A 26,097-nucleotide genomic window follows, 5' to 3' on the forward strand; every position below is an offset into this window, starting at 1 on the left:
TGTTTTATAGTCGATTCTAAATAAAATAGATACATTATATTTTAGCGCGGAACTGGTATAAATTTTACTTGCGTGCTGTGTCTACGCTGACAGAGGCTGCGCAAAATTCATCCCAGTCCCGCTGTATCGTTTTTATACTAAATCCACTATATAAAATATATGCCTTAATGATTCAAATACTGCTCTTAGCCATTCTTCTTTGTTAGGTATTGTACTAAGCAATCAGTGAAAATAGTCGTGAAGGTCATTAAGTCATCAATAACTATATAATGGGTATTTAAGGTGTTTAATTGACGTTGACATGTATTGGCAACTCAACGATGCCAACCACAGCCATACCATTGCGTTTAAAAGGGTTAAACTTAGCACGCTTGACGGCTCTTAAAGCATCTTTATCGACCAAAGCATTGCCCGATGAAGACACTACTGCCACGTTTTGGATGTTGCCCTGCTTATCAACCGTCATTTTTAGCAATACGCTATAAGCGTCACCTGGCAACACCTTATTTCTGGTTCTTTTGGACAAGCTGATATTAGGCGCACGTCGCCAGCTGGCTTCAGAGGCTGAGACCGACACGGGCGTATTACTGGCAGCCGCTTGTTCTCTTGCTGCTTGTTCTCTTGCTGCCTGTTCTCTTGCTGCCTGTTCTCTTGCTGCCTGTTCTCTTGCTGCCTGTTCTCTTGCTGCCTGTTCTCTTGCTGCCTGTTCCCTTGCTGCTTGCTCTCTTGCTGCTTGCTCTCTTACCGCTTGTTCTCTTGCTGCTTGTTGTTTTATCTCACTGTCACTATTATCAACGGCCACGGTAGTGACTTCTGGTTTAGGTACAGGCTTAGCTACAGGTTTAGGTTGCGGTTTTGGTGCAGGCTTGGGCTTTGGTGTAGGTTTTGGCTCAGGCTGCGGTTTGGGTTCTACTACTGGCGGTTTGTTGGGCTTGGGCTCAGACACTGGCTTAGGTTTAGGCTGCGGTTTAGGTGGTAGCGCAACCTTTGTTTCGGTCACTACCTTGGCCACTGATTCTGGTTCAGGCTTTGGTTCAATCACAGGGCTGATAAGTTGAATCTCCACAGGCGCAGCCTCATCAAGTTGCTGCTCAGGCTTAGGGCTATCCATATTCACCAACGCAGCAGCAGTAACGCCATGCAAGGCAACGACAACGATAGCAGTGGCGACATTAAATGTTGTGAGACTTTTTTTGTGGCTATATTGTTTGGTCATAGAAGCACTTTTTAATCGTGACAGCACTGGCAAGTTTGTGAGAATCAAAACCTACTTTTAACACATACGGTTAGTAGCGTCGCATGATGCCTGACGTTATGATGACTCATAAGCGTTATACGTTCGTGTACTAAGGTCATATCTCACCCTAGTCCGAAGCATAATAATATAAAACCCACTTCATGTAAATAAGAATCATTATTATTATCGTTTTAATCATGTGTACAGAGTCAAATGCTCGTTGAGACGGTCTGGTCTGTTATTTTCATTATGCTTTTAGAGTTTATGACTTGTTTATAAATATCAATTACTTATAAATAAAAACACACCTCAAAACCAAGTTTCGATGCAAACAATTATCTTAATGATAATGAATATCATTTCATTATGAGTATTTTTGGCGTATGATAGGCCTTTTATTTTAATAAATCACACCTTATTCGTTGTACCGATACAACATCTATAAACAATAGGCCTGCCATATGACCCTTAAAATAAAACAGACTCTAATTGGACTTGCTGTCAGTGCCAGCCTTGTGGGCTGCACACCAACTGAAAATACGGATCAAGCCAATGATATAGATAATGCCGAACAAGCTCAGCTCTCTGATGGCGATGCGAGCGCTACGCCCAATGATGCTGTGGTCACGATTGATACTGTCCGTGGTGATGTGGATTTACCTGTTAACCCTCATCCCATCGCCGTTTATGACATGACTTTGATGCAGGACTTAGCGGCACTGGGCGTACCCGTCGACGGCTTACCTGACAATCTACGCTTAGACAACTTAACAGCGGCTGATACACCAGAGAGTAAGAAAATAGGCACCTTGTTTGAGCCGGATATGGAAGCGTTGAATGAGATGCAGCCAAAAGCCATCTTGGTCGGCTCACGTATGGCAGAAAAGTACGACGCCTTAAGTCAAATGGCACCAACGTTAGATCTTACTTTAGACACCGCCAATATTTACGAATCCAGCAAACAGCGCCTAGCAGATTTGGGGCGTCTGTTTGGTAAAGCGGATAAAGCGCAAGCGCTACAAAAAGACATCGATGCGGCTATCGCAAAAGCCAAGACTGCCAGCGCAGGCAAAGGTAATGGCTTGGTGGTACTGGTCAACGGTAATAAAATCTCAACTTATGGTGCAGACTCACGCTTTGGGTTTATACACACCGTGTTTGGTATCCCTGCGGCAGACGCTCAGATTGAAGAGGCTCGACACGGACAGCCAGTGTCTTTTGAATACCTACAAAAAACCAACCCCGACTGGCTGTTTGTACTAGACAGAACCTCTGCGATTGGTGAAGAAGGTGATGGCGCAGACGTGGTACTAGATAACCCACTGGTGCATCAAACCACCGCTTGGAAAAACGACAACATCGTTTATCTTAGCCCAGACTCTTACTTAGCGTTTGGTGGTTACTACCAATGGTTAAAAGATGCCAACCTTGTCGCCGAAAAATTTGCGCAAGCAGACGGTAATTCATAAATTATTAGAGAAATTATTCATCACCAAGCAAGTCGCTGGCTGAATGAGCGTTTAGTCGTATCAGCCAGCCACTGAATGTGTAGATATCCCTATGGCACGTAGCATCCCCTTCACTCAGTCTCAGCGATTATCATGGTCGTTATCACCAAGGCTGTTAAATGTACTCAGCTTGGTATTGCTGCTGGCATTAGTCCTGCTGAGCCTGTCTCTTGGTGTCGCTGAGTTTTCGTGGCAAGGATTCGGACGATGGCTTATCGATAGTGCTGCGCCTTTATTCGCCATTTTTAGTAGTGACACGGCAAGCCAAACTATCAGCCAAGCAGCCAATACCGATATGCAGCTGCTGCTGGTCAGTCGTATACCGCGTACCCTTGCCGTTATCTTGACCGGTGCATCCTTGGCAGTGGCAGGGATGATCTTACAAACGGTATTAAAAAACCGCTTTGTTGAGCCGTCTATGGTCGGAGCAACCCAGAGTGCTGGCTTAGGACTGTTACTCATCAGCCTGTACCTGCCAGCCAGCAGCTTGCTAAACAAGATGCTGGTGGCCACGTTATGTGCGGTGGCTGGCATGGTGATCTTTATGCGCCTGATCAAGCACTTACCACCGACGGATTACTTAATGGTGCCGCTGGTCGGTATTGTGTTTGGGGCCATCATCGAAGCGGTGACGTTGTTTATCGCCTATGAGACCGAGTCCTTGCAGATGCTCTCCGTCTGGCGCTTAGGAGACTTTTCTGCCATCTTGGCAGGTCGTTATGAGCTGCTGTATTTGACAGGGGCCTTGGCCATAGGCGCTTATATTTTGGCAGATCGACTGACCATCGTTGGGTTGGGTGACGCTATCGCCATTAACCTTGGCGTTAATAAAAACCTGATGACGTGGTTTGTCATCATGACCGTCGCCATCATCAGCTCAGTGGTGGTCGTTACTGTCGGCGCCATTCCCTTTGTGGGTTTGATCGTGCCCAATATCATCAGCCGAATCATGGGGGATAAGCTGCGCCACTGTCTGCCAGCCGTTGCGTTGATGGGAGCGAGCTTTGTACTACTGTGCGATATCATCGGGCGCAGTATTCGCTATCCTTATGAAGTGCCTGTGGCGACGGTTTTTGGCGTTATCGGGGCGGCGGTGTTTTTGTGGTTGCTATTACGGCAGCCCAAAGCCAGTTAGTTATTTTTTATAGCCATTTTTATAATGACCTTTAGCGCCCTTTATTATAAGCACTTTTTTACAACCATTTACTCATAGCCACGTTGAATCAAGCCAATGACGACATCATCTGACCACAGCATACAGCCTGACGATACCGACCACCGTTTTTTGGACCAACCAAAAGCCGTCAAACCAGCCACCGCTCAGCAGCCGCTACTCTCAAAGTTACGCTCAAGACTGCTATCAAGGCCGCTCGCTAGCGAAGTATGGACCAAGCCGGTGCTGATCGTTTTTGGGCTGCTGATCATCAGCTCAGTGTTATTTATGAGCATTGGCGCCAATGGTAATTGGGACTTTGTGCTCGGATTTCGTGGCAAAAAACTGCTGGCGCTGTTGGTGGTTGGCTATGCCATTGGGGTATCGACGCTGCTGTTTCAAAGCTTGACGCACAATCCTATTTTGACTCCCTCACTACTGGGTTTTGACGCTCTCTACGTACTTATCCAAAGCCTACTGGTTTTCTTTTTGGGTACCAGCAACCTGTTTAGCAGTCAGCCTTTGCTAAAGTTTGGTTTAGAGGTGGGACTGATGGTGGCGGCATCGCTGCTGTTGTTTCGCTTACTCTTTACCCGCTCCAATCATGATTTGGCAAGGTTAATTCTGGTCGGCATCGTGTTTGGGGTGCTGTTTCGCAGTTTGTCGTCTTTGGTGGCACGGCTGATCAACCCCGAAGACTACGTCGTCATTCAAGCCGCCAGCTTTGCGCAATTCAATACGATTAACTCAACCCTGATGCTGGCAAGCTTAGCCGTCTGTCTGGTGAGTGCGGTTTTGGTTTGGCGCTGGCGGCATCAAGTGGATGTGTTGATGCTGGGGCGCGCCCACGCCATCAATCTGGGTATCAACTACCAGTCATTGGCGCTGCGCTTATTAATCATCATTGCTGTATTGGTCGCTACGGCGACAGCGTTTGTCGGTCCAGTGATATTTTTAGGACTATTGGTCTGTGCGCTGACCAATCGGATTTGCAAAACCATGCATCACAGCGAACGCTTGCTCTTGGTGAGCTTTATTGCCATGCTCTGCTTGGTCTTAGGCCAAACCTTATTTGAGCGCATACTGGGGATGGCAGGGGTACTCTCAGTGGTCATTGAACTGCTGGGCGGCATTGTTTTTATTGCCTTAATATTCAGCCAGTTTCGTCAACACAAGTCGCCAGTATAAATCACCGGTATAGTTGATTCATTCTAAAAACGATACAGTGCTACTGGTATAAATTTTGCGCCGCCTCTGTCGGCGTAGGCACAGCAAGCATGTAAAATTTATACCAGGAGCACGTGACTATTAATAAGGTATCGATTAATAAGGTATCGATTTTATTTAATACTGACTATATAAACCACTCATATAAAATACGAATGTCATTATGATTACCCTCTCTCACGTCAGCCATCATATCGGCTCCCACACCATCCTCGATGATGTCAGCCTAACCCTAGCGACCAGCCAAGTCATCGCCCTTATCGGTCCCAATGGGGCGGGCAAATCGACCTTATTTAGTCTTATGTCACGGCTGACGCCCTTACAAAAAGGCAGTGTCAGCTTCGATGAGCATGACATCGAGCACGCCGATAGTCAGACCCTCGCCAAAACCGTCGCCATGCTCGCACAAGAAAACCACATCCAAGGCCGACTACGGGTAGAAGAGCTGTTGATGTTTGGCCGCTACCCTTATCATCAAGGCCGCCCCACAGATAAGGATCGGCAAATGGTACAGGCCGTCATGCAGCGTTTTGAGCTGCTTGATATGGCCAAGCGCTTTCTCTCTACCCTCTCTGGCGGACAGCGGCAACGGGTACTGATTGCCATGATTGTCTGTCAAGACACGCCTTACTTACTACTCGATGAGCCACTAAACAACCTTGATATGTATCACGCTGGCCAGCTGATGCGTGAGCTGCGGTCGCTGACGCATCAAGCGGGTAAAACCGTGGTTATTGTGTTGCATGACATCAATCAAGCGGCGCAGTTTGCCGACACCGTGGTCATGATGAAGGGCGGAAGGATTATCCAGACTGGGCACCCGACTGACGTGCTGACCCATGACGCCATCGATGACTTATACGGTGTGGATGTGACCGTGCTGACGCACAACGGTCGTCCTGTGATTGTAGATACACTTTAAAACCTCTCGCTACAGCGTCTTTGATAAATGCCCTTTAATAAAAGATTCTTAATAAAATACCCTTAACCATATCGCACAAAAAAACCAGCCATCTAACGTTTAGATGGCTGGTTTTGTATCAAAATATCGCAGCTATAAAAACAGCTTAGAACTGATAAGTTAACGACGCTTTGATATTACGGCCCATCTCAAAGTCAGTGCTCGCATCGTTAGTGATATCTAAGCGCGATGAGTGGCTGGCATAGGTTTCATCGAACAAGTTATAGACACCAACGGTAGCGGTAACCCCATCAAGCTGACGTGGGGCATAGTTCATATACACGTCATGCACATCATAGCTTGGCTTGGTCTCCCCTTGATTGTCAGTAATAGAGGCCACATAAGTACTGCGCCAGCCAAGACCAACCATGTCGTTTGGATCATAGTTTAAGTTGACCATATAGCGATCGCCCGAGTCAGCACTGCCGCCGCTCACAGATGGGATGCTATTGCCTGTCTTATCGCCTTCGCTACGAGCACGTGAGTAGCTCAGACCCATACCAAAGTCACGAGTGCTATAGTTAGCAGCCAGCTCAACGCCATCTATTTTATAGTCTTCATCACTGTTGAACATGCCTTGACAGTCACCACCTATCTCACCTGTCTCACAGTCAATTCCAAATCTACCAGGGCGACTGCCTGTACGCATAAACTGCTGATAGTTCTCGATATTAGATCTAAAGTATTTTGCACTTAATTGTAGCGCATCATCGGCAAGCGTCAGACCTCGTAGTGTGGTGGCCACACCCACTTCAGAGTTATAGCCTTCTTCTGGCTTAAGGTCATTATTGACGTAGAGACCCTCGCCATTGCTGTTAAAGACAGCTTGGCCTAAGTCTGGGCCGTTAAACAACTGAGTATAGCTGGCAAATACTTGTGTACGTGGCGCAATCTCATAGCTGGCTGCTAGCGCACCGACGACATTGTCGTAAGTAGAACCACCCGCCACAAACTCAGGCGACTTATAACGGTCATAGCGTACACCTGGTGTCAGCGTCAGTTTGCCCATTTGCCATTGGTCTTCTAGATAGACTGAGGTGTTATTGGCATCATCATTCGCAGTTGCAGAACCATCACGTGCCATCTCAGATTCTTTTTTGTAGTGCTCAGCGCCTGCGATCAGCTTATGACGACCCGTAGCGGTATCGATGACACTGGTGTTTTCGACCTTAACGCCTGTGGTTTTTACTTTTGCATCAAAATCAAAGTTACCCACATCATTAGAATCACGTAAAATATGTGTTTCGGTTTGATAAACGGTGGTATCAACGTCAATGAGTGAGTTTGCTGGATTAAAGTTATGATCGAGCGTATAAGTATCGCGCTTTATTTCTTGTGGGATGACATCAGGACCACGAGTGTTAGGAAGACTGGGGAAATCTGGACGATAAGGGAAAGTCCCTTTTTTCTCAGTACGGCTAAAGCTGGCACCCACACGATGATCATCGGCGAGATATGCGCCCGCCTTTAATAAGATGTTTTCGCCTTTGCTGTCTTCAAACAGCTCACGGCCATCTCCATCTTCACCAGAGTCTGTATCACGCTTGCCATAGTAGGCCAATAAATCAACATTGTCAGATGGCGCACCGTAGACAGTCGCCGAGGTGAGCAGCTCATCATTGTTACTGGCATAGCTGGTCTTTAGCTTGGCGCCTATTTTTTGACCTGGTTTGAGTAAGTCTGCAGCATCGACGGTCTCAAAAGCCACCCCACCACCCAAAGCGTCATTACCAAGTGTCACTGAGTTGTTACCCACCGCCACTTCAGCTTGCTTAAGCAAATCAGGATCGATGGTGACATCGCCCATATGATAGAACAATGGTCCCTCTTGGCGTGCACCATCGATGGTGACTTTTAGATTGGTATCATCGAGACCACGCACACGGATACGCTGATTGATCGACGAGCTACCACCAATAGTCACGCCTGGTACGACGTCTAAAAAGTCACTTAAATGGCTCGCTTGCTGCGCTGGCGTATAGTCCTCTATATACACAGAGTCTTCTTGTAGGTTATCACGGACTGAACTGTTGGCCGTGACCGTGATGGTCTGTGCGGTCATGCTCGGTGTATCGTTAGCCATAGCAACCTGTGCAAACATAGCAGTGGCCACACCTAGGGTGAGTGTCGATAGACGGCTGGGTAATGATTTATGCATAAAGACTTACTCTTTAGTAGGGCTTATATATAAGCGTTATAAATTATCAAGTGATACTGACTGCTGAATATCACTACCTTTAACATATATAAGAAAAATGTTAATGTTAATAGTAATGATTATCATTTATAATGATTGCTGCAGATAATAACTGAACCCTATTAAAATTTCAATAGAAAAATAAGCGCAATAAAACCCCTATAAAAGATAACATAAAAATAGTGAGTAAAATCAATACTTAAGTAAAAAAAGACCCGTAAGGTCTGTTGAAAAAACCTACCCTTAATTAAGGATTTTTAGATGAGCAAACCATTACCCAGAACACTAGACGTGCTTGATGCCCAATACATCACGCCAAATATGCGCCGTATCACCCTCGGCGGGGACGGATTATCAGACTTTCCAGAACATCAAGAAAGCGCCTATATCAAGCTGTTGTTTCCTCAATCAGACACAGAACGGCCATTAATGCGCACCTATACCGTGAGTGCGCAGCGCAGTGATGCGATAGATGTTGACTTTGCCCTGCATGAGGCCGAAGGCCCTGCCTCAATGTGGGCACGCCATGCAAAAGCAGGTCAGCAAATACGGGTGGGTGGCCCTGGGCCAAAGAAGCTCATCAATAATGATGCAGATTGGTTTTTGCTAGTAGGAGACATGACGGCGCTACCAGCGATTGCGGTCAACTTGGCGCAATTGCCCGCTGATGCACGAGGATATGCAGTGCTAGAAGTCACCACTGAGCTGGACATGCAGATATTAAAGAAACCAAAGAACATGGAGATACATTGGGTTATCAATGCCAATCCAAGCGCCGACCTGTGTCCTTTACTCGACCGAGTCAAAACACTTGTGCGACTGGATGGACAGCCTGCAGTGTGGGCCGCCTGCGAGTTTCATAGTATGCGTGCCCTTAGGCAGCACTTCAAAGCTCACTATAAGCTGCCCAAAACGCATCTATATATCTCAAGCTACTGGAAAGTCGACGACACCGAAGATCAGCATAAAATAGAAAAGCGCAATGATGCGCAGGCCGAGCTGGCATAACGGCTTGGCTGTCAGTTGGGCTGTCAGTTGGGCTGTCAGTTGGGCTGGAATAAGGGGACTGGAATAAGAGGGCTGGGCCAAGCAGACTAGACTAAAAAAGTGGACTGAGCATGCTCAGTCCACTTGCAGATAAAAAACACGGAATATACTAAGAAAGCTCTAAGCTCATCTTAGGACCAAAAGGCTCATAGTGGACGCTATCAGTACCATGCTCTAAGCGCAGCAATTCATCAATGATGCTTTCCATAAATGGCATGGAGCCACACACATAAATATCCGCTGGCTGGGGCAAACGAGCCAGCATTGTCTCATCGAGGATTTGACCAGACTCAAAGTAAAAAATATGCTTGTCGACTGTCGTCGCTGACGCCAATAACTGCTCCACCTGACTGGCAAAGGCATGATGGTCTTGGTTTTGGCACGCATACACCCAGATGATGGGACGATGCGGATTGGCAGCGACTTGGGCTTCCAACATCGATAAAATCGGCGTCACCCCGACACCTGCACTGACCAGCACTAAAGGAATATCGTTTTGTTGTATCAGGTCTTGGTTTAGGGCAAAGTCGCCTGCAGGTGCAGACAGCTGTATCGTATCGCCCTCTTCGATATGGTCGTGTAAATGGTTCGAGACCAGACCTTGATGGGCATTACGGTTGTCACGTCTGACAGCGAACTGAATGCCTTTATCTGTATTGGTCGAGCATAGTGAGTAATGACGCAGGGCGGTATGATCGCTGTCTTTTGGGTCCGTCTTTACGGTGATGTACTGTCCGGCAGTCAACGCCAGCTTATCCAAATCAATACTCTGAGCCTCTGCCGATTCAGTGACGACTGGTGCGACGGTAAAAGCCACAATATCAGTCGCCACTTCTGCCTTTTCTATCACCTCAAATGGCGCAAAACCTTGCCACATCTCTTGTTCATACATGTTTTGTTCTAACTGGATAAAGACTGAGGCAATCTCATCATAAGCCTCACGCCAAGCCTCGATGATGTCATCATTGGCCGCCTCTCCGAGCACTTGCTTTATCGCGCCAAGTAGGTGCTTGCCGACGATTGGATAGTGCTCTGGCAAGATTTGCAAGGCACGGTGCTTATGGCTGATCTGGGTCACCTGTGGCAGCAACGCCCCTAGGTTTTCTAAGTGCTTGGCAGCCGCCAGCACCGTCATCGCCAAGGCGGTCTGCTGTCGCCCCAGTTTTTGATTGGTTTCGTTAAAGATGTCTAATAGCTCTGGATGCTCGGCAAACATGTTTTTATAAAACACGGTAGTGATAGCTGTGCCATGCTCTTCGAGCACTGGGACGGTTGCTTTTACGATCTCTATTGTCTGTGGTGAGGCCATTATCTTTCCTTTACTAAATCTGAGTATAAGTAGCGATTATTTAGGGTCGACTGCTTATCTGCTAAGTGTTACTTATCGTGATCAAACTCACAGCAACCCGAACCGCACCCATAATATCATAAGATTCATTTAAAATGAATCTTATATAGTTCATTATATCTGTCCATCGCCTTTTTTTTATTTTCTCCATACTGTAGCCCTGTAGTGACGGCCCCGCTCTATGCCAGCTGCTGCGAGGGGGCGTATCATAACGCCATGGCTGGGTGCAACTGAAGTTGCTAAAAACACCTCACTCTACTAGGGCGATTTTGTAAGCATTGACACATAACCCCTGATATCAGCGGGTATTTGTAAGCGAAGGCGGGTTTCGGTATATCGACAGTAACGGCTTATTGTTTTTTGCCTAGGCTTTTGCAAAAATACGCCCGCTGCTCGTCGCAAGCGATGGGCCCTAACCCATAGCAAAGCCAGCATCAACAGCTTGGAGCATCTTTTTGCTCAGCGGTATGACCACCAAGCTCTGTTACCACTCAGCGCTGTTAAACCTTTAAAAATAATAAATCGATCACTTAAGAGGACTACTATGAAAAACACAACTAAAATAATGATGGCCAGCACCTTTGCAATCAGCGCTCTGGCAGCCGGTTGCCAAACGACGCCAGGCACTAGCACACCCAGCACCCAGCCCATCACCTCAGATATCCTACAGGCTCATAACTGGCAGCTTGTCGATGCCACACGCAGCAATGGCGATAAAGTCTCTCAGTTATTTGTTGATCCAGCCAAGCCTTTAACTCTCAACTTTATGGAAGTCGACGGCAACGATCTGGTCAGCTTTATGAATACCTGTAATAACATGGGTGCCAGTTATGACGTCGTCAACGGTGATGTCGAGCTGGGCCACGTCAGAAGCACCATGATGGCTTGCCCAGAGCCACAAGCCAGCTTTGATACCGCCACCCTAGCTACCGTAAAAGGCAAATACAGCTTGGGTCAAAACGCCAACAACGTGCCAGTATTAACCATCACCAATGCTGAGCAAGTCGCACACTTTAAAGCCGTCGCCAAAACCCAATAGCCGTACCTTAACTGCTCACTAATATAGTTAAAATAATTTAAAAATGGTACAGTGCGGCTGGGATAAATTTTGTGCAGCATCGAAAAGTGCGAAGTCGCACAGCAAGCAAGGGAAATTTTTACCAGCAGCACGTGATAATCAAATGTGTCAGTTTTATTTAGGATTGACTATAGACCAGACAAAATATCTCTCGGATAATAATAAAAAACAACGCCTCACGACGACGTGGGGCGTTGTTGTTCTTATCAATGTTATTCATGCTCTATGACGATCATCACGCCTAAAAGCCGCTTAGTCACGCTTGGGCGGTACAGACTTGGGCGGCACAGAATAGGTGCCAACCACATGCGCCACCATATCGCTAAAGCCTTCTGAATACAAAGCCACTTCGCCGACGATCAGCGTACGGCCGACTTTTATCAAAGTACACTCGGCAATGATACGGGCCTGCGCTGAGGGCTTACGCAAAAAATTGATAGACAGGCTGGTGGTCACCGTCAAAGGCACGATACCAATTGTGCCCAGTATCGCCACATAGATGGCGACATCAGCGACACTCATCAGCACAGGACCGGACACCGTGCCGCCTGGGCGCAGCTCGTCTATCCCAATATCGTGCGATAGGGTTGCACTATTCTCCCCTACTGCCTCGACCTTGCACTTGGTTTGGGGAAACTCTGATGCCAAAAAATCGGCAATCTCTTCTTTACTGGCAGACATATCTACTCCTTTAGTGTCCTTGTGTTCCTTTAGTGTCCTTGTTTTTTAGGCACATTATCCTTTGCAAACGGCTAGTCTTATTTGTACTGTTCGTCCTGTTTATAAAAGGCGTCAATATTGCAACTTTTTGTATACCCTCACTCAATACTTATATCAATAATTATCTCAATATGGCTTATCCGTATCATCAAACTGATTGAACAGCCCCTTAAGAATAGCACTGTCTTAACCATAAGACACACTCTCGTCCTGCTTATCATGAAACTTAACAAAAGTAACAAGATTGGTAAAGACTCAGGCTGAGCACGCTTATAGGCTAATAATAAGTAACTTATAAATAAGTAACTTATAAATCGTCAGTAGCTTGTGATAAATAACGAGCAGCGAGTGAGCAAACAGAAGTGAGGTCTGCCATGATGACAGAGGTCAATAATGAGGTTAATGATGAGGCTAATAAGCGGCCTGCAAGCCAGCCTGTGGCTAATAGCGACAACTCCAAAGTACAGCAGCTGATCGACACCCTGCCCGGTGAGCATATCAAAAAAGACGCGGCCAAGTCCGCCATCCTCTTTCGCATGGTGATGTCCGACCATCTGTGTCCATTTGGCCTCAAGTCGTTAGATGCGCTCAAGCGTGCTGGCTACGATATCATCGATCGGTATATCACCAATGACGAGCAAAACACTCTCGTCAAAGACAACTTAGGTGTCGAGACCACGCCGCAGACCTTTATCGAGGGTGAGCGCATCGGCGGTAATGATGAGCTGCAAGTGTTTTTGGGCAATAGCGAGCCAACAGCCGACGATGAAAAAACCTATACACCAGTCATCGCTATATTTTCGGTGACGGCCTTGATGACGCTAGCGTTATGTTGGGCGCTATCGGTCAGCGTGCTGTCGATGCAGGCGCTGATGTGGTTTGTGGCGCTCTCTATGTGCGTGCTCGCCATCAAAAAACTAGAGGACCTAGAAAGCTTTACCACCAGCTTTTTGGGTTATGATTTATTGGCTCAGCGGGTGGTGCGCTATGCTTATGTCTATCCGTTTTTTGAAGCCTTTGCTGGTATCGCCATGCTTGCCAATCAGCCGTGGCTCAATCCAATAGCGGGTGCGGTAGCGCTGAGCATCGGCTTGATCGGCGGTATCTCTGTCATCAAGGCAGTCTATATCGATAAGCGTGAGCTGACCTGTGCCTGTATGGGCGGCGACAGCAATGTGCCTTTAGGCGCTATTTCCTTGACGGAAAACGTGATGATGTTTGGCATGGGCAGTTATATGCTGCTGCGAGCGTTGGTATAGTCAGTTGAAAATAAAACTGTTATGGATTTAAACGCGCTACTGGTATAAATTTTACTTACGTGCGGTTATCACAGAGGCTGCGCAACCGATATTTCAAGAGCCAGCACCCCAGTAGTGCTATGTTCTTTTTAAAGTGCATCGACTATATAAAACGGCGGCATAAAGCGGCGGCAGACCCTTAAAGCGTGTCCTTAAAGTATGCGCCTAAAACAGGCGCTCAAAACACGATCAATATCCTGTATCATAGCGAGGCCTACAATCTTGCCAAGTTATACCTTGGTCATCAGCAAAAGGATGCAACCGTGTCGCAGACGCCGTCAACTTCCCAACCGATACCCCACCTCACTCAAAGACAAAATCGCCTGTTAAAGGGGCTGACCATCATGGGCTACCTAGAAGGCAGCTCTTTTTTGTTGTTGCTCTTTGTCGCCATGCCATTAAAGTATATGCTGGGCATGCCCGAAGCGGTCAAATACGTCGGCATGGCGCATGGCGTGCTGTTTATCGCTTATATTCTGCTGCTTTTCACTGTGGTCAGCAAAATCAAAACGCCACTTTGGGCGATGCCAGCAGGGGTCATTGGTTCGCTTTTGCCGTTTGGGCCTTTTGTCTTCGATCATGTGTTAAAAAAGCAGCTCAGACATCAGCTATAGTCGATACTATAGTCAGTCCAATATGAAAAAGATACAGCAGAACTGGGATGCTTAGTTTTTTAATGTTGGTTTTGCAGCCTCTGTCGGCGTAGGCACAGCAAGCTAGAAAAATTTATACCAGTTTCGCATTATTAAATAACGTATCTATTTTATTTAGTATCGACTATAGATAAAATAGATACACTGCATTAATACTCTAGACTGCTATCACCATCAACAATACAGGCCACCGTTGACCCACATTATCGCTTGGGCTTTTACATTCGCTTGCCCAAGTCCACCAGCATGTCATAGATGATGTTTGAAAAATGACTGTGCGCTTTTTTATCAGAGAAGAGATGCATCATCATCTTTTCGTGTGCCTCTCTGCTGTCGATCATGGCATCATCGATGGCGATAGGAAAGTCTCCTAACATGGCTTGGTCTTTGCTGTTTTTGCGCACTTGTGACATGACGACTTCGCTTTCGGCCATCTTATCTCTGATGGTCTCGGCGTAGTTGACGATGTCACTGTCACTAAACCCCTCTCCTGCAAACACGTCATTGAGCTGACGGATGATCACTGACAAAAAGTCTTCTTTTTTGTCTTTGGGGGTCGCTGTACCCAGCCCGCTAGCAGGGTCGAGCTGGTATTCTTCAGCGTTTTCTTGTAGCTGCAAGTCCTGCTGACGTAGCTTAGACACACGGTAGTGCGTCATCTCTATATTACTCAGATCGATATCGTCCTCTGCGTTAAAGTCCTCACGTAGTAATGGCAGCAAATGACGGGCATATAGGCTCAGCTTCTCCAGCTCTCGGTCGTCATAGTCGACGATCTGCGACATAAACTCATAAAAGCGCGCAAAGCCGCCTAAGTCTTTTTTGAATAACACCAGCGCATCTTTGGCTTTTTTAGCTTCCTTAAGCTCATTCTCGGCATTTCCAATCAACACTGCATCGTTAGACGCTTTGGCACGCTCAAACAACCCTTTGGTGCGCTGTATCTCTTGTCTGGCTCGCTGGTACTGATGACGCCAGCGCTCGACAGCGGGTTTACAGATATTACTGATGGCGGCCTGACTTTTATGTTTACTATAAAACGCCTGAGCGAGGTTATTGACCTCATGCCATTTGATAATCTCACTGGAGCGTATTTTTTCAAACAGCTCAAACACCTTGTCAGGGTCTGTGACATCGACAAGCTCTGCTGTCTCATAATACGGCTGAAACGCCGCTAGGATATCTTCTGGGTCATTAAAAAAATCGAGGACAAAAGTGCCGGTTTGTTTTTTGCCAGGATAGATGCGGTTTAGCCGTGATAGCGTCTGTACGCAGTCGACCCCTGCCAGTTTTTTATCGACATACATGGCGCATAGCTTGGGCTGGTCAAAGCCAGTCTGAAACTTATTGGCCACTAGCATCACTTGATAGTCATCGGTGTCAAAGGCTTTGCGCATATCACGGCCTTTGAGAGTGGGGTTCATATTAGTTTCGGTAAAGCGCTGACCCACGAGGCCGCCGCTGTCAGGGTCGGCATCATCAAACTCGACCTCACCTGAAAAGGCCACCATGGCGTTGATGCCTCGATAGCCGTGGTCTGTCACGTATTTATCAAAGGCAAGCTTGTAGCGCACCGCTTCCTTACGTGAGCCGGTCACGACCATGGCTTTGGCCTGCCCGCCGAGCAGGCCTTTGATGTTTTTATTAAAGTGCTCGATGATGACCTTGACCTTTTGCGAGATATTGTAGTCATGCAAGCGCACCCAGTTGTTGAGCTTTATTTTGGCACGCTTGGCATCGACCTCTTGGTCAGCGGCTATCTCTTGGCTGAGCTGATACACCACTTTATAGCTGGTGTAGTTTTTTAGCACATCCAAGATAAAGCCTTCTTCTATCGCTTGGCGCATCGAGTAGACGTGATAGGCTGCTGGCTTGTTGTCTGCTGAGGCGGGCAGGCTTGGATTGGGCACACGGCCAAACAGCTCAAGGGTCTTGGACTTAGGAGTGGCGGTAAACGCATAGTAGCTGAGATTGTCACTGCCACGGCGGGCGGTGATGGTGGCATCGAGCATGTCTTCAGCAGACAGCCCCTTATCGACATGCGCTTCAAGGTTGTCTCTGAGTTCGTCACTGGCTGTTGGGCTGGCGATCAGCACTTCTTTTAGCTTACGAGCAGTTGTACCCGACTGAGATGAATGTGCTTCGTCAGCGATGATGGCATAGCGTCGTTCTTTGAGTACGCTTGAGTCTTCAATGGCTTTGAGCACATGCGGAAAGGTCTGAATGGTGACGATGATGATGGGCTGGAAGCTCATCAGGGCGTCGGCCAGCTTGTCGGACTTGGAGCCCTCGCCCTCTGTACGGTTGATCCGCCCCACCACCCCATCGGCGTGTTCAAACTGATAGATGGTGTCTTGTAGTTGGTCATCGAGTACGGTGCGGTCGGTCACCACGATCACCGAGTCAAAGCGCTTAGTACCCGCCTCATCATATAGGGTAGAGAGCTGATGCGCTGTCCACGCAATCGAGTTGGATTTGCCTGAGCCAGCACTGTGCTGAATCAGGTAGCGGTTTTGGTTTTTGGGCAGCTCGCTGTGAGTGACACCTGCGTCTGCAACCAGTTTCGTTACCACCTCCCACTGATGATAGCGTGGGAAAATCATGGTTTCTTTTTTGGATTTTCGCCCAATGGCATCTTCGACGTCTTCGATCTGCAAGTGTATAAAGCGGCCTAAGATATTGAGCAGGTTGTCGCTGCTGAGTACGTCATGCCACAGATAGTCGGTGGCGTAGCGGTTGGGATCTTGCGGTATGTCATTGCCCGCCCCGCCATCCCGAGTGCCTTTATTGAAAGGAAGGAAGAAGGTATCATCACCTGCCAGCCGTGTGGTCATGTACACATCGTACTGACTGACAGCAAAGTGCACCAGTGCCCCCCGCTTAAAGCTCAGTAGCGGCTCAGGTTTATTGCTGTTGGGGTCGACTGGCAGTCGGTCTTTTTTGTACTGCAATATGGCATTGTCCACGGCCTGCTTAAACTCAGACTTCAGCTCCATGGTGACCACGGGTAGACCATTGACAAACAGCACCAGATCTATACGGTGCCGCTTGGCCGCCTTGCTGCTATCGGCAGTCGTCGCCTCGTCGGCGGCTTTGGGGCTTAGATGGGCGCTGTAGACGACTTCGGGCACCACACGGCAGATATTACCGTCATAGCGTGCCAGCACTTCTGGGTTTAGGCTGTGCTCTGGCTGAAACTGACAGAGGCTAAAGCGGGTGTTACGAATCTTTAGACCATGACGCAGCACGCCCAAGGTGCCATAGGTGCGTGAGGCTCTATCGGTGGCGTGCTCACTGGCTTTGCCGAGCTGCTTGACCAGTTGTCTGATAAACTCTTGCTCTGGCTCCTGCGGAAACAGCCGACAAAACTTCTGCCACTCTTGCGGCTGAGTACGCTGTACATAGTCGAGCGCATCCCGCTCATACAGGGCGGTGTCACGCTGATAGCCTGAGGCGACGCCTTGTACCCAGCCACTGGCCACCATTTCTTTGATGATGTCGGCTTGAAAGGTTGATTCACGAGTGAGGTCAGTCATGGTAAGTCCGTATCGTTATTTTAATATTGCGCCGTCGGCATCCTATGGCTCATCGCAAACCATCGTCAAGCTCTGCCCAAACAGCGTTTTATTCAGTTTTTGGCTGTCGTTAAAAACTTGCTGAGGGTCAGCATGATAGACCTGATCGTTGACGCAGTTGCCAAACCCAAAAGTCACCAAGTCGATTTTGGCATATTTGGCTGGGTTACTGGCTTTTTCTTTTTGATAGCGTGCCATGGCATGGCTGTTGGTTTGCGCCCGTTTTTTGACCAGCTGCTGCCATTTGTTTTGTACGGCCGCTTCGTTTTGTAACAATGGCTTGATGTATTGCTGGCATACTTTGGGGCTTTGTTTGAGGGCGGCGCTAGGATTGATATAGCCCAAAATGGTCAATTTATTTTGTTGATACTCTCCATCGATAGACTTGAGCAGGTCTTGCTTATGGCGTTTTGCCTCTGGCACGACCTCCAAGCGCTCGACTTGCCGCTTCACTTGCTGGTATTCGGCCGTCAGTGTGTCTAGGTCTGTCATGGACAGTTTGTCTAAAGCGTCGATATTCATCGGTGGAAAAAAGCTGTTTAGGTTTGCACTGGTCAAGCCCTTTAGGACGAGGTGGGAATTTTTGATTTGTTTGGCGCTGTATTTTTTATGATCAAAGTCGCCTTGCATGTCGCACAGTTCGTCTTGCCATTGATAGGTTTGCGCTTGGGCGGTGGTGGTCATTGCGATAGCGGCAAGTGCAGCGGTCAGCCATAGTTTTTTTATCATAAAAATCCTTATTTGTTTTTTATTATGTGATGTGATGCACATTTGTACATCGGTTACAGGCGGCACCCTACTCAGGCTGCACCCACTCTCGCACATCAATCTTACCCGTCACCGCCGCAGATATTAAAGCGGTTCGACGTTCTTGCATGAGTTGGATTGCTTGTTTTGCTCTCTCAATTATTAGATCATATTTCTTAGTCCGTTCATAAATATAGTTAACAATCTCTCTCTGTTCTTTAAGTGTAGGTATAGGTACTTGTACATACCTGACCTCTCCACAGTTTAAATGAGGATGCATCCCACCTGTTCTAATAGAGTATAAAAAGGCATATCCATAATCTGTTTGAAGCGTTAAGGACAAATACTCACCAATCAACAACTCATTTTTTGGTTGTAAAATTATAAGAGCATGACAGTTAAACCCTGCTTCTTTGTCAGTTACCAATCCAATATCACCAGTTCCTGCTCCAGTTTGGACAACCAGTACATCACCTTCTTCTAGTATAGATTTCGAATGCTTTTTACTCCATTCTTCCCTTACAAAATAAGAGCCGTCAAAATGGATGCCTCCACGCTTAACATGAGTTGCCTGTATGTAAGGAACTCCCTTAGGCACCAAAATGTCTCTTGTAGCTCCTACATATCCATTCGTTATCTTCTTTGTTACTTTAGAAATTGCCAATATATCCCAATGCTCCGGCACCTCACCCAACCACTCCACGCCCGAATCTTTCATTGGCATCTCAGGATTTAAGCCTTTGGTTACCGCATGGCTGATTACCGCTTGCCGCTTTTCGGTCAATAGCTCGATAAGACGTTGCTGTTTTTCGATCAGGGTGTCTATTTTGGCGGTTTCAAAGTCTAGGAAGTTGGCTATTTTCTTTTGTTCTAAGACTGGAGGCAATATAAGCGGTGACCCTTGTAACTTATCTGCTGTATAGTGAGAAATAGTTGCCTTATTACAAATAATATTAATAAAGTCAGTAGACTTTAAATAGTTGATCCAGTAGTAAAAAAATCTTGAATCATTAGTATATCTAGGACGAACCCTATTAATTGCATTCTGGATATAGCATTCATCTATTTCATTATCCCAAATAGCAGCGCGTCCAACATCTCCCCCCTCACTGACTAGAATATCATTTTTCTTTAGAAGCAATCTTTTACGTTCGTCAGCGGAAAACCACATTGAACTTACGTTCGTAAGATCAATCCCAGATGGCTGTATATTTTGCGCTTTCAGATAAGGTTTCAGCAAATCTGAGGTAGTCTTGCGTGTTGTTTGCAACATTTTACCTAGAACTACTGTATAACCATACTTAACTTGCGTTGAAATCCAATGCGCTGGAACCTCCCTCAACCACTCAACCCCAGAGTCTTTATACTCAGGATACGCCTGATAGCGCCCCGACTGCATCGCTGTACTGTCCACCATTACGAATGCACCTCGCTCAGCAGTGCCATAATATCCTGACTGACCTTATCCAGATCGGCATCAATCTCGCTCAGTGGCCGCGGTGGCTCATACACATAGAAGTGACGGTTAAAGGGTATCTCATAGCCGACGATACCAATCTCATCATCGCTGGCATCTCGCTTGCCGCCATCGATCCACGCATCCGCCACATGCGGCTGTACCTCACGAGTGAAGTAGCTTTCGATCAGCTCACGAGTGCTCACACTTGGGTCAAGCGGGATGTTTTCATAATCCCGTAGGTCGCTATCGCACTCAAACTCCACGATTTTGGTTTTACCATTACTATCTGTAACCTCAAACGCACCGTATAACGGATTGGCTGCTTTGGCTGACTTTTTGATCACCCGCTGCGCCTCAGGGTTTTTCCACGTAATGGCATTTAGGATCTGCTTTTTTTCTTTGGCGCTTAGATTTAGCCCCGTGTCTTTTAGCGCCTGCTTAAACAGCGCATCAAACTGATTATAATCATCAAACTGCTGGGTGCCGATGGCTTGTTGTAGGGTTTGGGCAGCGGTCATGATGGCCAGCTGCTCACGCCACAGCTTGGGGCTGAGCACCTCTTTGATTTGCTTTTCTTTTAGCTCACTAAAGTCAGCCTTTATCATCGCACGGGCTTCTACCTGAATATCACTGGTCAAATCGCCAAACTCGCCATAAGTTTCCTCAGTCCACTGCTCACCAAACTTCTCATACAAGGCGGGCATGACCACATCATAAGTACGCTCGGCATAGCGCAGTGACGCAATCGCCGCAGCGCTCATCTGTGCTGACAGTCGTAGCGGGCGCTCGATGGTCACACGGCGATAGCCAAACTCATGAGTGGCAAAGATTTTACTGGCGAAGGTCTTTGCGGTCTCAGTCTTAGGCGTCGCTGATTGACGACCACGGTTTGACTTCACATCCGCAGGTTTATCAAGCTCTCGGGCATCCACCACCTCAAAGTCGCCAAAGGTACGGGTGATGGTCCTGATATCGGTGTCGCTCATCTCATTGCGCTTGGAGCCCAGCGACTTACGCATCTTGCTATATAGGTTAGTACCGTCAATAAGCTGTACCTTGCCTTTACGCTCAGGCGCTTTGTGGTTGGTCAATATCCACACATAAGTGGCGATACCCGTGTTGTAAAACATATCTGTGGGTAGCGCAATAATCGCCTCGAGCAAGTCCGACTCAAGGATATAGCGGCGGATTTCACTCTCGCCACTGCCCGCGCCGCCTGTAAACAATGGCGAGCCGTTTAAAATAATACCGATACGGCTACCCGTAATGGCGGTATCGTTAGTCGGTGCATCAGATTCGGAGTTTTGAGAGTGCGATTGTACTGGGCGCATCTTACTGATCAGATGCAGGAGGAACAATAGCGAGCCATCCGAGACCCGTGGCGTGCCTGGACCAAAGCGACCATCGAAGCCTTTTTGCTCATGCTCGTCTTTTATCTCGCCCGATATCTTTTTCCAGTCCACCCCAAATGGTGGGTTGGACAGCATATAGTCAAAGCTTTCATTAGGGAGCTGGTCATTTGATAAGGTGTTGCCCAGCTTGATGCGGCTGACCTCCTGACCCTTGATCAGCATATCGGCCTTACAGATGGCATAAGACTCAGGGTTGAGCTCTTGACCAAAGGCCCGCATCACCGCATTGGGGTTGAGCTCCAGTACATACTCCATACCTGATGATAAAAACCCACCCGTACCTGCTGTGGGGTCATAAATGGTACGAATGATACCGTCTTTGCTCAGCGCCTCATCGTCCTCCATAAACACCAATGACGTGGTTAAGCGCACAATATCACGTGGGGTAAAATGCTCCCCTGCTGTCTCGTTTGAGCTTTCGGCAAAGCGGCGGATCAGCTCCTCAAACACCAAACCCATCTCATGATTTGACACAGCTTCAGGGCTGAGATCGACGTTTTGGAACTTTTGTACCACTTTATACAGCAGGTTGGCATCATTTAAGTAACCCACAAACTCCTCAAAGCGAAAGTGCTCAAAGATCTCCCGAGCGTCCTTTGAAAATGACTGGATATAGTGGCTTAAGTTGGCTTCGATATCGCTTTGCCCCATCTTAGCCAGCGTCATCGGTGAGGTATTATAAAACGCTAGGCCGTCAGTCTTACGCAATAAAAACTTGGCCTCAGCCTCTTCATTTAGGTTCATAGCGCTGATGTTTTGAGCTTCTGCCACCACCGCATCTTTTGACGCCTCTAGCACACACTCCAGACGGCGCAGCAGCGTAAATGGTAGGATGATGCGTCCATACTGAGACTGCTTGAAGTCACCACGCAGTAGGTCAGCGACCGACCAGATAAAGGCGGCTAGGTTGGTCGGTGTGGTGGTAGATGAGGGGTGCGGCTGAGTGGCTGAAGCTGATAGAGTCATAGCGGTCTTATGGTTGGGTGGTTGGGTGGTTTAGGAGACAATAAATAGCGGCTCATCGTAGCGGCCTGCCTGATAGCGTCCTAGTTTAGGTCTGCCGCTCTGTTTTGTCTAGCTGTGTCGGTATGGATGGCGCTACTATAGTCAATTTAATCAAAAATGGCACTATTTAGCTTGTTTTTAATATACCTAGCTATCGGTTACGTTGCCCCTATCGCTTATGATCCCATAGGTCCTCGTCCTTACCCTATTCTTATTTTTTCTCTCATGGCGTTTTTGACTTTAATCATTACTTTTCGTCCGGTGCGTTTTACGAAAATAATTGATCTGGGTTATGACAAGACCGTGATTAGAAACCTCCTCTTATGTGTCTTTGTCTATCTCTCAAGGAGACCTGTCTATCCTGTGGAGTAGCTCTATCACTATCGCTTTATGGGCTTTGGCGCTGCTGATGGTGTTTATGCCCATGGTTCGTAGTATCTATCGTAAGCGTTATAAAAAAACTGCTGCTTAAATATTATGCAGTTCATTCTCAATGCATTTAACGGTGATTATACTTTGCGTATGATCACCGTTTTTGCATCAGTCACTCATCAAAAACCCACCATACGACAGCTGCTGTCGTGTCATTGCGTCTTGAGCATTGTCTAGCCATTCTATTTTGACTACCTTTCGCATTGTAAGGTCATGCAAAAGGTGATTTATAAAAGCCGTCAAAAAATCACATGCCAATTTTAGCGGCGCACCTCTACCGACCACCTAGCCACGAAACACGTTTTCTTGCTCAAGCGTCATCTCAATACCTTCTATATCTGCCTCATCTGCTAACATAAACAGATAGTCACACAAAGACTGGTGAAAGGCCTGTTGACTGAGCTTGTTGTGTATGGCAGGACTGACTTGCTCATAAGTCATTTGTACGCCTGGTTTTTTGTCTAGTACCTCGACGATATGAAAGCCGTATCTGCTTTCGATAGGACTAGGCGCAAGCCCTGCCTCTAACTTAAATAACGTATTTTCAAACTCTGGAACGGTTTGTCCTTTATTGACAACACCCAGCTCACCGCCCTGCTCCTTTGACGGGCAAGCAGAGTGCTGCTGCGCCAACTGAATGAATGCAGCATTTGGGTTGGTATCGTTTTTGATCTGCTCAATAAGCGCATAAGCGCTTTTTTTGAGCGTTAAGCGCTCGTCGCCATCTTCAGGCAGACACGCCAATAAGATATGGCGTACTGACATAATAGGATCTGTTTTATAGTCAGCCATGTTTTGCTGATAGTAGCGCTCGCAAGTCGCCATATCAGGTGTCGTCGCCGTGACGTTTTTTTCGATCAGCGCCGAGATGGCTTGCTCCTCATCATTATCCCACGCAGTCGTACCGAGGCTTGGCTCGTTTAATACGGCCAGTCTTAACAGCTCACGCACCACCAGTGCCTGAGTCGCCAAAAACACCGCATCTTCCTTGTTTTCTGCTGGATGATACTGCAGCTCTTGGGCGATAGCCGTTCTATCGATCATGACGCCATTGACCGATACAGAAGGCAGCTCATCACGGCTAGAGGCGATCAAGTTACTGTGATTGCTGCGCTCTTCTGCCATCGCCTTTTCGATAAACGCTTTATCCGAATGCGGTTTTTTGAGATCCGCCAGTGTCGGCATGACACGCACTATATCTTCGTCATGACTCATAGGAATGCGACTGGTTGCAGCAGAGTGATGAGCGACGTGGTGATGATGGTTATTACCGTGAGCATTGTTAGTAGTATGGTCGGCTGGATTATAAGTGCTAACAGTCATGGCGGATACTCCCCTTATTCAGGTAGTGATAATTAAGAGATTTTGTGTAATAAGCGATCATGTAGCAACCATTTGATAACTGTATTTGTCATACAAAGGGTCGCTACTTATCTCGCACGCTGTCTTACTGTGATTTTTTTTGTCTCACGATCTGATAGCGGCGACCGAAGTACCAAATGGGTGCACTGATGATGTGAATCAGTCGTGTGAATGGGAATATCATAATGAGCGTAATCCCTAGGACGATATGCAACTGATAAATCAAGTCAGCCTGCTCGATACGTGCGGCAGCATGCCAAGGCCTTAAGATGGTGATGTCTTGGGCCCAGCCCGCTAAGTTCATCATCGTATAGCCGTCCAGATGCTGCACGGAAGTAAAGATGGATATCAAACCCAGATTGAGCTGCACAAACAATAGCACCAGGACCATCTTGTCCGAAAACGACGAGGTGTTTGAGATACGATCATCAGTGAAGCGTCGCCACATCAACATGGCAAGCCCAATCCAACAAAACACGCCAGCGATACCACCGACCACGACTGCTAAGATTTGTTTGTTCCCTGCACTGATGAATCTGTCATATAAAAAATGCGGGGTCAACATACCAAATAAATGCCCAAGTAACACCACGATGATGCCAACGTGAAACAAGTTACTGGCCCAACGCATGTTTTTGCTTCTGAGCATCTGAGTCGAGCCTGTCTTCCATGAGTACTGGGACAAATCAAAACGCACCCAAGTACCCACGATAGCAATGGCCAAAGCAATATAGGGATAGACGCCAAAAAGGAATATCTGCAGCCAATTTAGATTGGCTAACGTCTGTACACCAGGATCTGCAACATTCATGTCCTCTCTCCTTAAGATTGTTTGGCCGGCTGATTGGTCTTAAAGTCCACCCAATGCACAGGGGCATCAGCCATTTGTGCTGCTGACTGTTTCATACCAGATTTTGCCGCAATATTTTGGGTATTTGTCTGTGAGGGGCAGCGCTCTTCTTGCTGTGCGTCCAAAAAGGTCACGACTTCCTCTTCCCATTCTTTATCTAACGCCTCAAAGCTGTCATCACGCTTTTCTTTACCGACTTGCTCTTGGTATTCCGCCACCACATCGAGCGGCTTGCCAGCGATTTGTAACAGCGCATGAAAGCAGCCTTGATAGACACTGCCACGATCGACAAGCCTCGCTGCTAGTAGCGCAATGATATGACTGACGTCAGCGATATCCATACGAATCTGGATATCATCGTTGATGACGGTCGCTTGGTAAGCCAGAAACTCCAAATACAAAGGCAGATAATCTGGCAGCTCTTTGACACTGATATCAAACCCAGCATCGGAGTATTGACCCATCAGATCGACCATGGCTTGACCTCGGTCACGTGACTCGCCGTGCACATGCTCAAACAGCCACAGCGATAAAGAGCGGCCACGCTCAAACAGGCCATCATAGCGAGCTTGCGACTCAAGAGCGCCTGTCTCAATCAAGTCTTCTATCAAATCGATAATCTGCGCACGCACCTCTGGACTAATGAGCGTCGATGTCGCCACAATCTCGGCACAATCAGCGAGCGTATCACCGATAAACAGCTCGTTAGTTGGGTAGTCGATGAGCACACTCAAAACCTTTAGGAGCTTTAGCTCAGAGTGTCCGATAGTCGCCGGAGCAGTAGGCTCATCGGCTAAATTAGGATGATGTAATTGAGTAGCTTGCATT

Annotated in this window: 19 protein-coding genes; 8 read left to right on the plus strand and 11 right to left on the minus strand. The window is 47.4% G+C overall.

What is annotated here, in order from left to right; genetic code table 11:
• Positions 1-286: 286 nt before the first annotated feature.
• Complete coding sequence (locus J3492_RS05005) at positions 287-1,216, minus strand: energy transducer TonB (protein WP_207990529.1); 930 nt, start codon at positions 1,214-1,216, stop codon at positions 287-289.
• Positions 1,217-1,698: 482 nt separating this feature from the next.
• Here J3492_RS05005 and J3492_RS05010 point away from each other — a divergent pair, with 482 nt between their 5' ends.
• From J3492_RS05010 to J3492_RS05025, 4 genes are all read left to right on the plus strand, one after another.
• A complete protein-coding gene (locus J3492_RS05010) occupies positions 1,699-2,706 on the plus strand; it encodes a siderophore ABC transporter substrate-binding protein (protein ID WP_207990531.1) in 1,008 nt (335 codons plus the stop codon).
• 91 nt (positions 2,707-2,797) lie between these two features.
• Complete coding sequence (locus tag J3492_RS05015) at positions 2,798-3,880, plus strand: ABC transporter permease (protein WP_207990533.1); 1,083 nt, start codon at positions 2,798-2,800, stop codon at positions 3,878-3,880.
• A 96-nt stretch (positions 3,881-3,976) separates the two neighbouring features.
• Positions 3,977-5,086 carry an iron chelate uptake ABC transporter family permease subunit gene (locus J3492_RS05020; protein WP_207990535.1) on the plus strand — a complete coding sequence of 370 codons (1,110 nt, stop codon included), beginning with the start codon at positions 3,977-3,979 and terminating at the stop codon, positions 5,084-5,086.
• A 202-nt stretch (positions 5,087-5,288) separates the two neighbouring features.
• Positions 5,289-6,047, plus strand: coding sequence for an iron ABC transporter ATP-binding protein (locus tag J3492_RS05025; protein ID WP_207990537.1), 759 nt, complete (start codon positions 5,289-5,291; stop codon positions 6,045-6,047).
• Positions 6,048-6,192: 145 nt separating this feature from the next.
• On the opposite strand, the gene J3492_RS05030 is transcribed toward J3492_RS05025, so the two are convergent.
• Complete coding sequence (locus J3492_RS05030; RefSeq protein WP_207990539.1) at positions 6,193-8,244, minus strand: TonB-dependent receptor domain-containing protein; 2,052 nt, start codon at positions 8,242-8,244, stop codon at positions 6,193-6,195.
• Between the two features lie 300 nt (positions 8,245-8,544).
• Here J3492_RS05030 and J3492_RS05035 point away from each other — a divergent pair, with 300 nt between their 5' ends.
• Entirely contained in the window at positions 8,545-9,291 is a 747-nt protein-coding gene (locus J3492_RS05035) for a siderophore-interacting protein (RefSeq protein ID WP_207990541.1), read from the plus strand.
• A gap of 148 nt (positions 9,292-9,439) precedes the next feature.
• Here the strand turns inward: J3492_RS05035 and J3492_RS05040 are convergent, their stop codons facing one another.
• Positions 9,440-10,639 (minus strand): globin domain-containing protein, encoded by a 1,200-nt coding sequence (locus J3492_RS05040; RefSeq protein WP_207990543.1) that lies wholly within the window; start codon positions 10,637-10,639, stop codon positions 9,440-9,442.
• A 583-nt stretch (positions 10,640-11,222) separates the two neighbouring features.
• Here J3492_RS05040 and J3492_RS05045 point away from each other — a divergent pair.
• Entirely contained in the window at positions 11,223-11,717 is a 495-nt protein-coding gene (locus tag J3492_RS05045; RefSeq protein WP_207990545.1) for an META domain-containing protein, read from the plus strand.
• A 291-nt stretch (positions 11,718-12,008) separates the two neighbouring features.
• Here the strand turns inward: J3492_RS05045 and J3492_RS05050 are convergent, their stop codons facing one another.
• The gene (locus J3492_RS05050; protein ID WP_207990547.1) at positions 12,009-12,437 is read right to left on the minus strand and encodes a PaaI family thioesterase; all 429 of its coding nucleotides are present in this window, start codon (positions 12,435-12,437) and stop codon (positions 12,009-12,011) included.
• Between the two features lie 413 nt (positions 12,438-12,850).
• Here J3492_RS05050 and J3492_RS05055 point away from each other — a divergent pair, with 413 nt between their 5' ends.
• Both J3492_RS05055 and J3492_RS05060 read left to right on the plus strand, forming a co-directional pair.
• Positions 12,851-13,735 carry a glutaredoxin gene (locus J3492_RS05055; protein ID WP_243453115.1) on the plus strand — a complete coding sequence of 295 codons (885 nt, stop codon included), beginning with the start codon at positions 12,851-12,853 and terminating at the stop codon, positions 13,733-13,735.
• Positions 13,736-14,118: 383 nt separating this feature from the next.
• Positions 14,119-14,388 carry a DUF3817 domain-containing protein gene (locus J3492_RS05060; RefSeq protein WP_207990630.1) on the plus strand — a complete coding sequence of 90 codons (270 nt, stop codon included), beginning with the start codon at positions 14,119-14,121 and terminating at the stop codon, positions 14,386-14,388.
• 257 nt (positions 14,389-14,645) lie between these two features.
• Here J3492_RS05060 and J3492_RS05065 read toward each other — a convergent pair whose 3' ends face one another.
• The 7 genes from J3492_RS05065 to narJ form a co-directional block, all read right to left on the minus strand.
• A complete protein-coding gene (locus J3492_RS05065; protein ID WP_207990549.1) occupies positions 14,646-17,963 on the minus strand; it encodes a type I restriction endonuclease subunit R in 3,318 nt (1,105 codons plus the stop codon).
• Positions 17,964-18,005: 42 nt separating this feature from the next.
• Positions 18,006-18,731: a hypothetical protein gene (locus J3492_RS05070; RefSeq protein ID WP_207990551.1), complete on the minus strand. Its 726-nt coding sequence runs from the start codon at positions 18,729-18,731 to the stop codon at positions 18,006-18,008.
• A 67-nt stretch (positions 18,732-18,798) separates the two neighbouring features.
• Entirely contained in the window at positions 18,799-20,166 is a 1,368-nt protein-coding gene (locus J3492_RS05075; protein WP_243453116.1) for a restriction endonuclease subunit S, read from the minus strand.
• Positions 20,166-22,586 carry a type I restriction-modification system subunit M gene (locus J3492_RS05080; RefSeq protein ID WP_207990553.1) on the minus strand — a complete coding sequence of 807 codons (2,421 nt, stop codon included), beginning with the start codon at positions 22,584-22,586 and terminating at the stop codon, positions 20,166-20,168. Before J3492_RS05080 ends, J3492_RS05075 begins: the two co-directional genes overlap by 1 nt.
• A 756-nt stretch (positions 22,587-23,342) precedes the next feature.
• The gene (locus tag J3492_RS05085; protein ID WP_207990555.1) at positions 23,343-24,380 is read right to left on the minus strand and encodes a peptidylprolyl isomerase; all 1,038 of its coding nucleotides are present in this window, start codon (positions 24,378-24,380) and stop codon (positions 23,343-23,345) included.
• Positions 24,381-24,504: 124 nt separating this feature from the next.
• Positions 24,505-25,230 carry a respiratory nitrate reductase subunit gamma gene (gene narI, locus J3492_RS05090; protein WP_207990557.1) on the minus strand — a complete coding sequence of 242 codons (726 nt, stop codon included), beginning with the start codon at positions 25,228-25,230 and terminating at the stop codon, positions 24,505-24,507.
• A gap of 11 nt (positions 25,231-25,241) precedes the next feature.
• The gene (narJ, locus tag J3492_RS05095; protein ID WP_207990560.1) at positions 25,242-26,096 is read right to left on the minus strand and encodes a nitrate reductase molybdenum cofactor assembly chaperone; all 855 of its coding nucleotides are present in this window, start codon (positions 26,094-26,096) and stop codon (positions 25,242-25,244) included.
• Position 26,097 lies beyond the last annotated feature (1 nt).

This window comes from Psychrobacter coccoides, assembly GCF_017498085.1.
Taxonomy (GTDB): domain Bacteria; phylum Pseudomonadota; class Gammaproteobacteria; order Pseudomonadales; family Moraxellaceae; genus Psychrobacter; species Psychrobacter coccoides.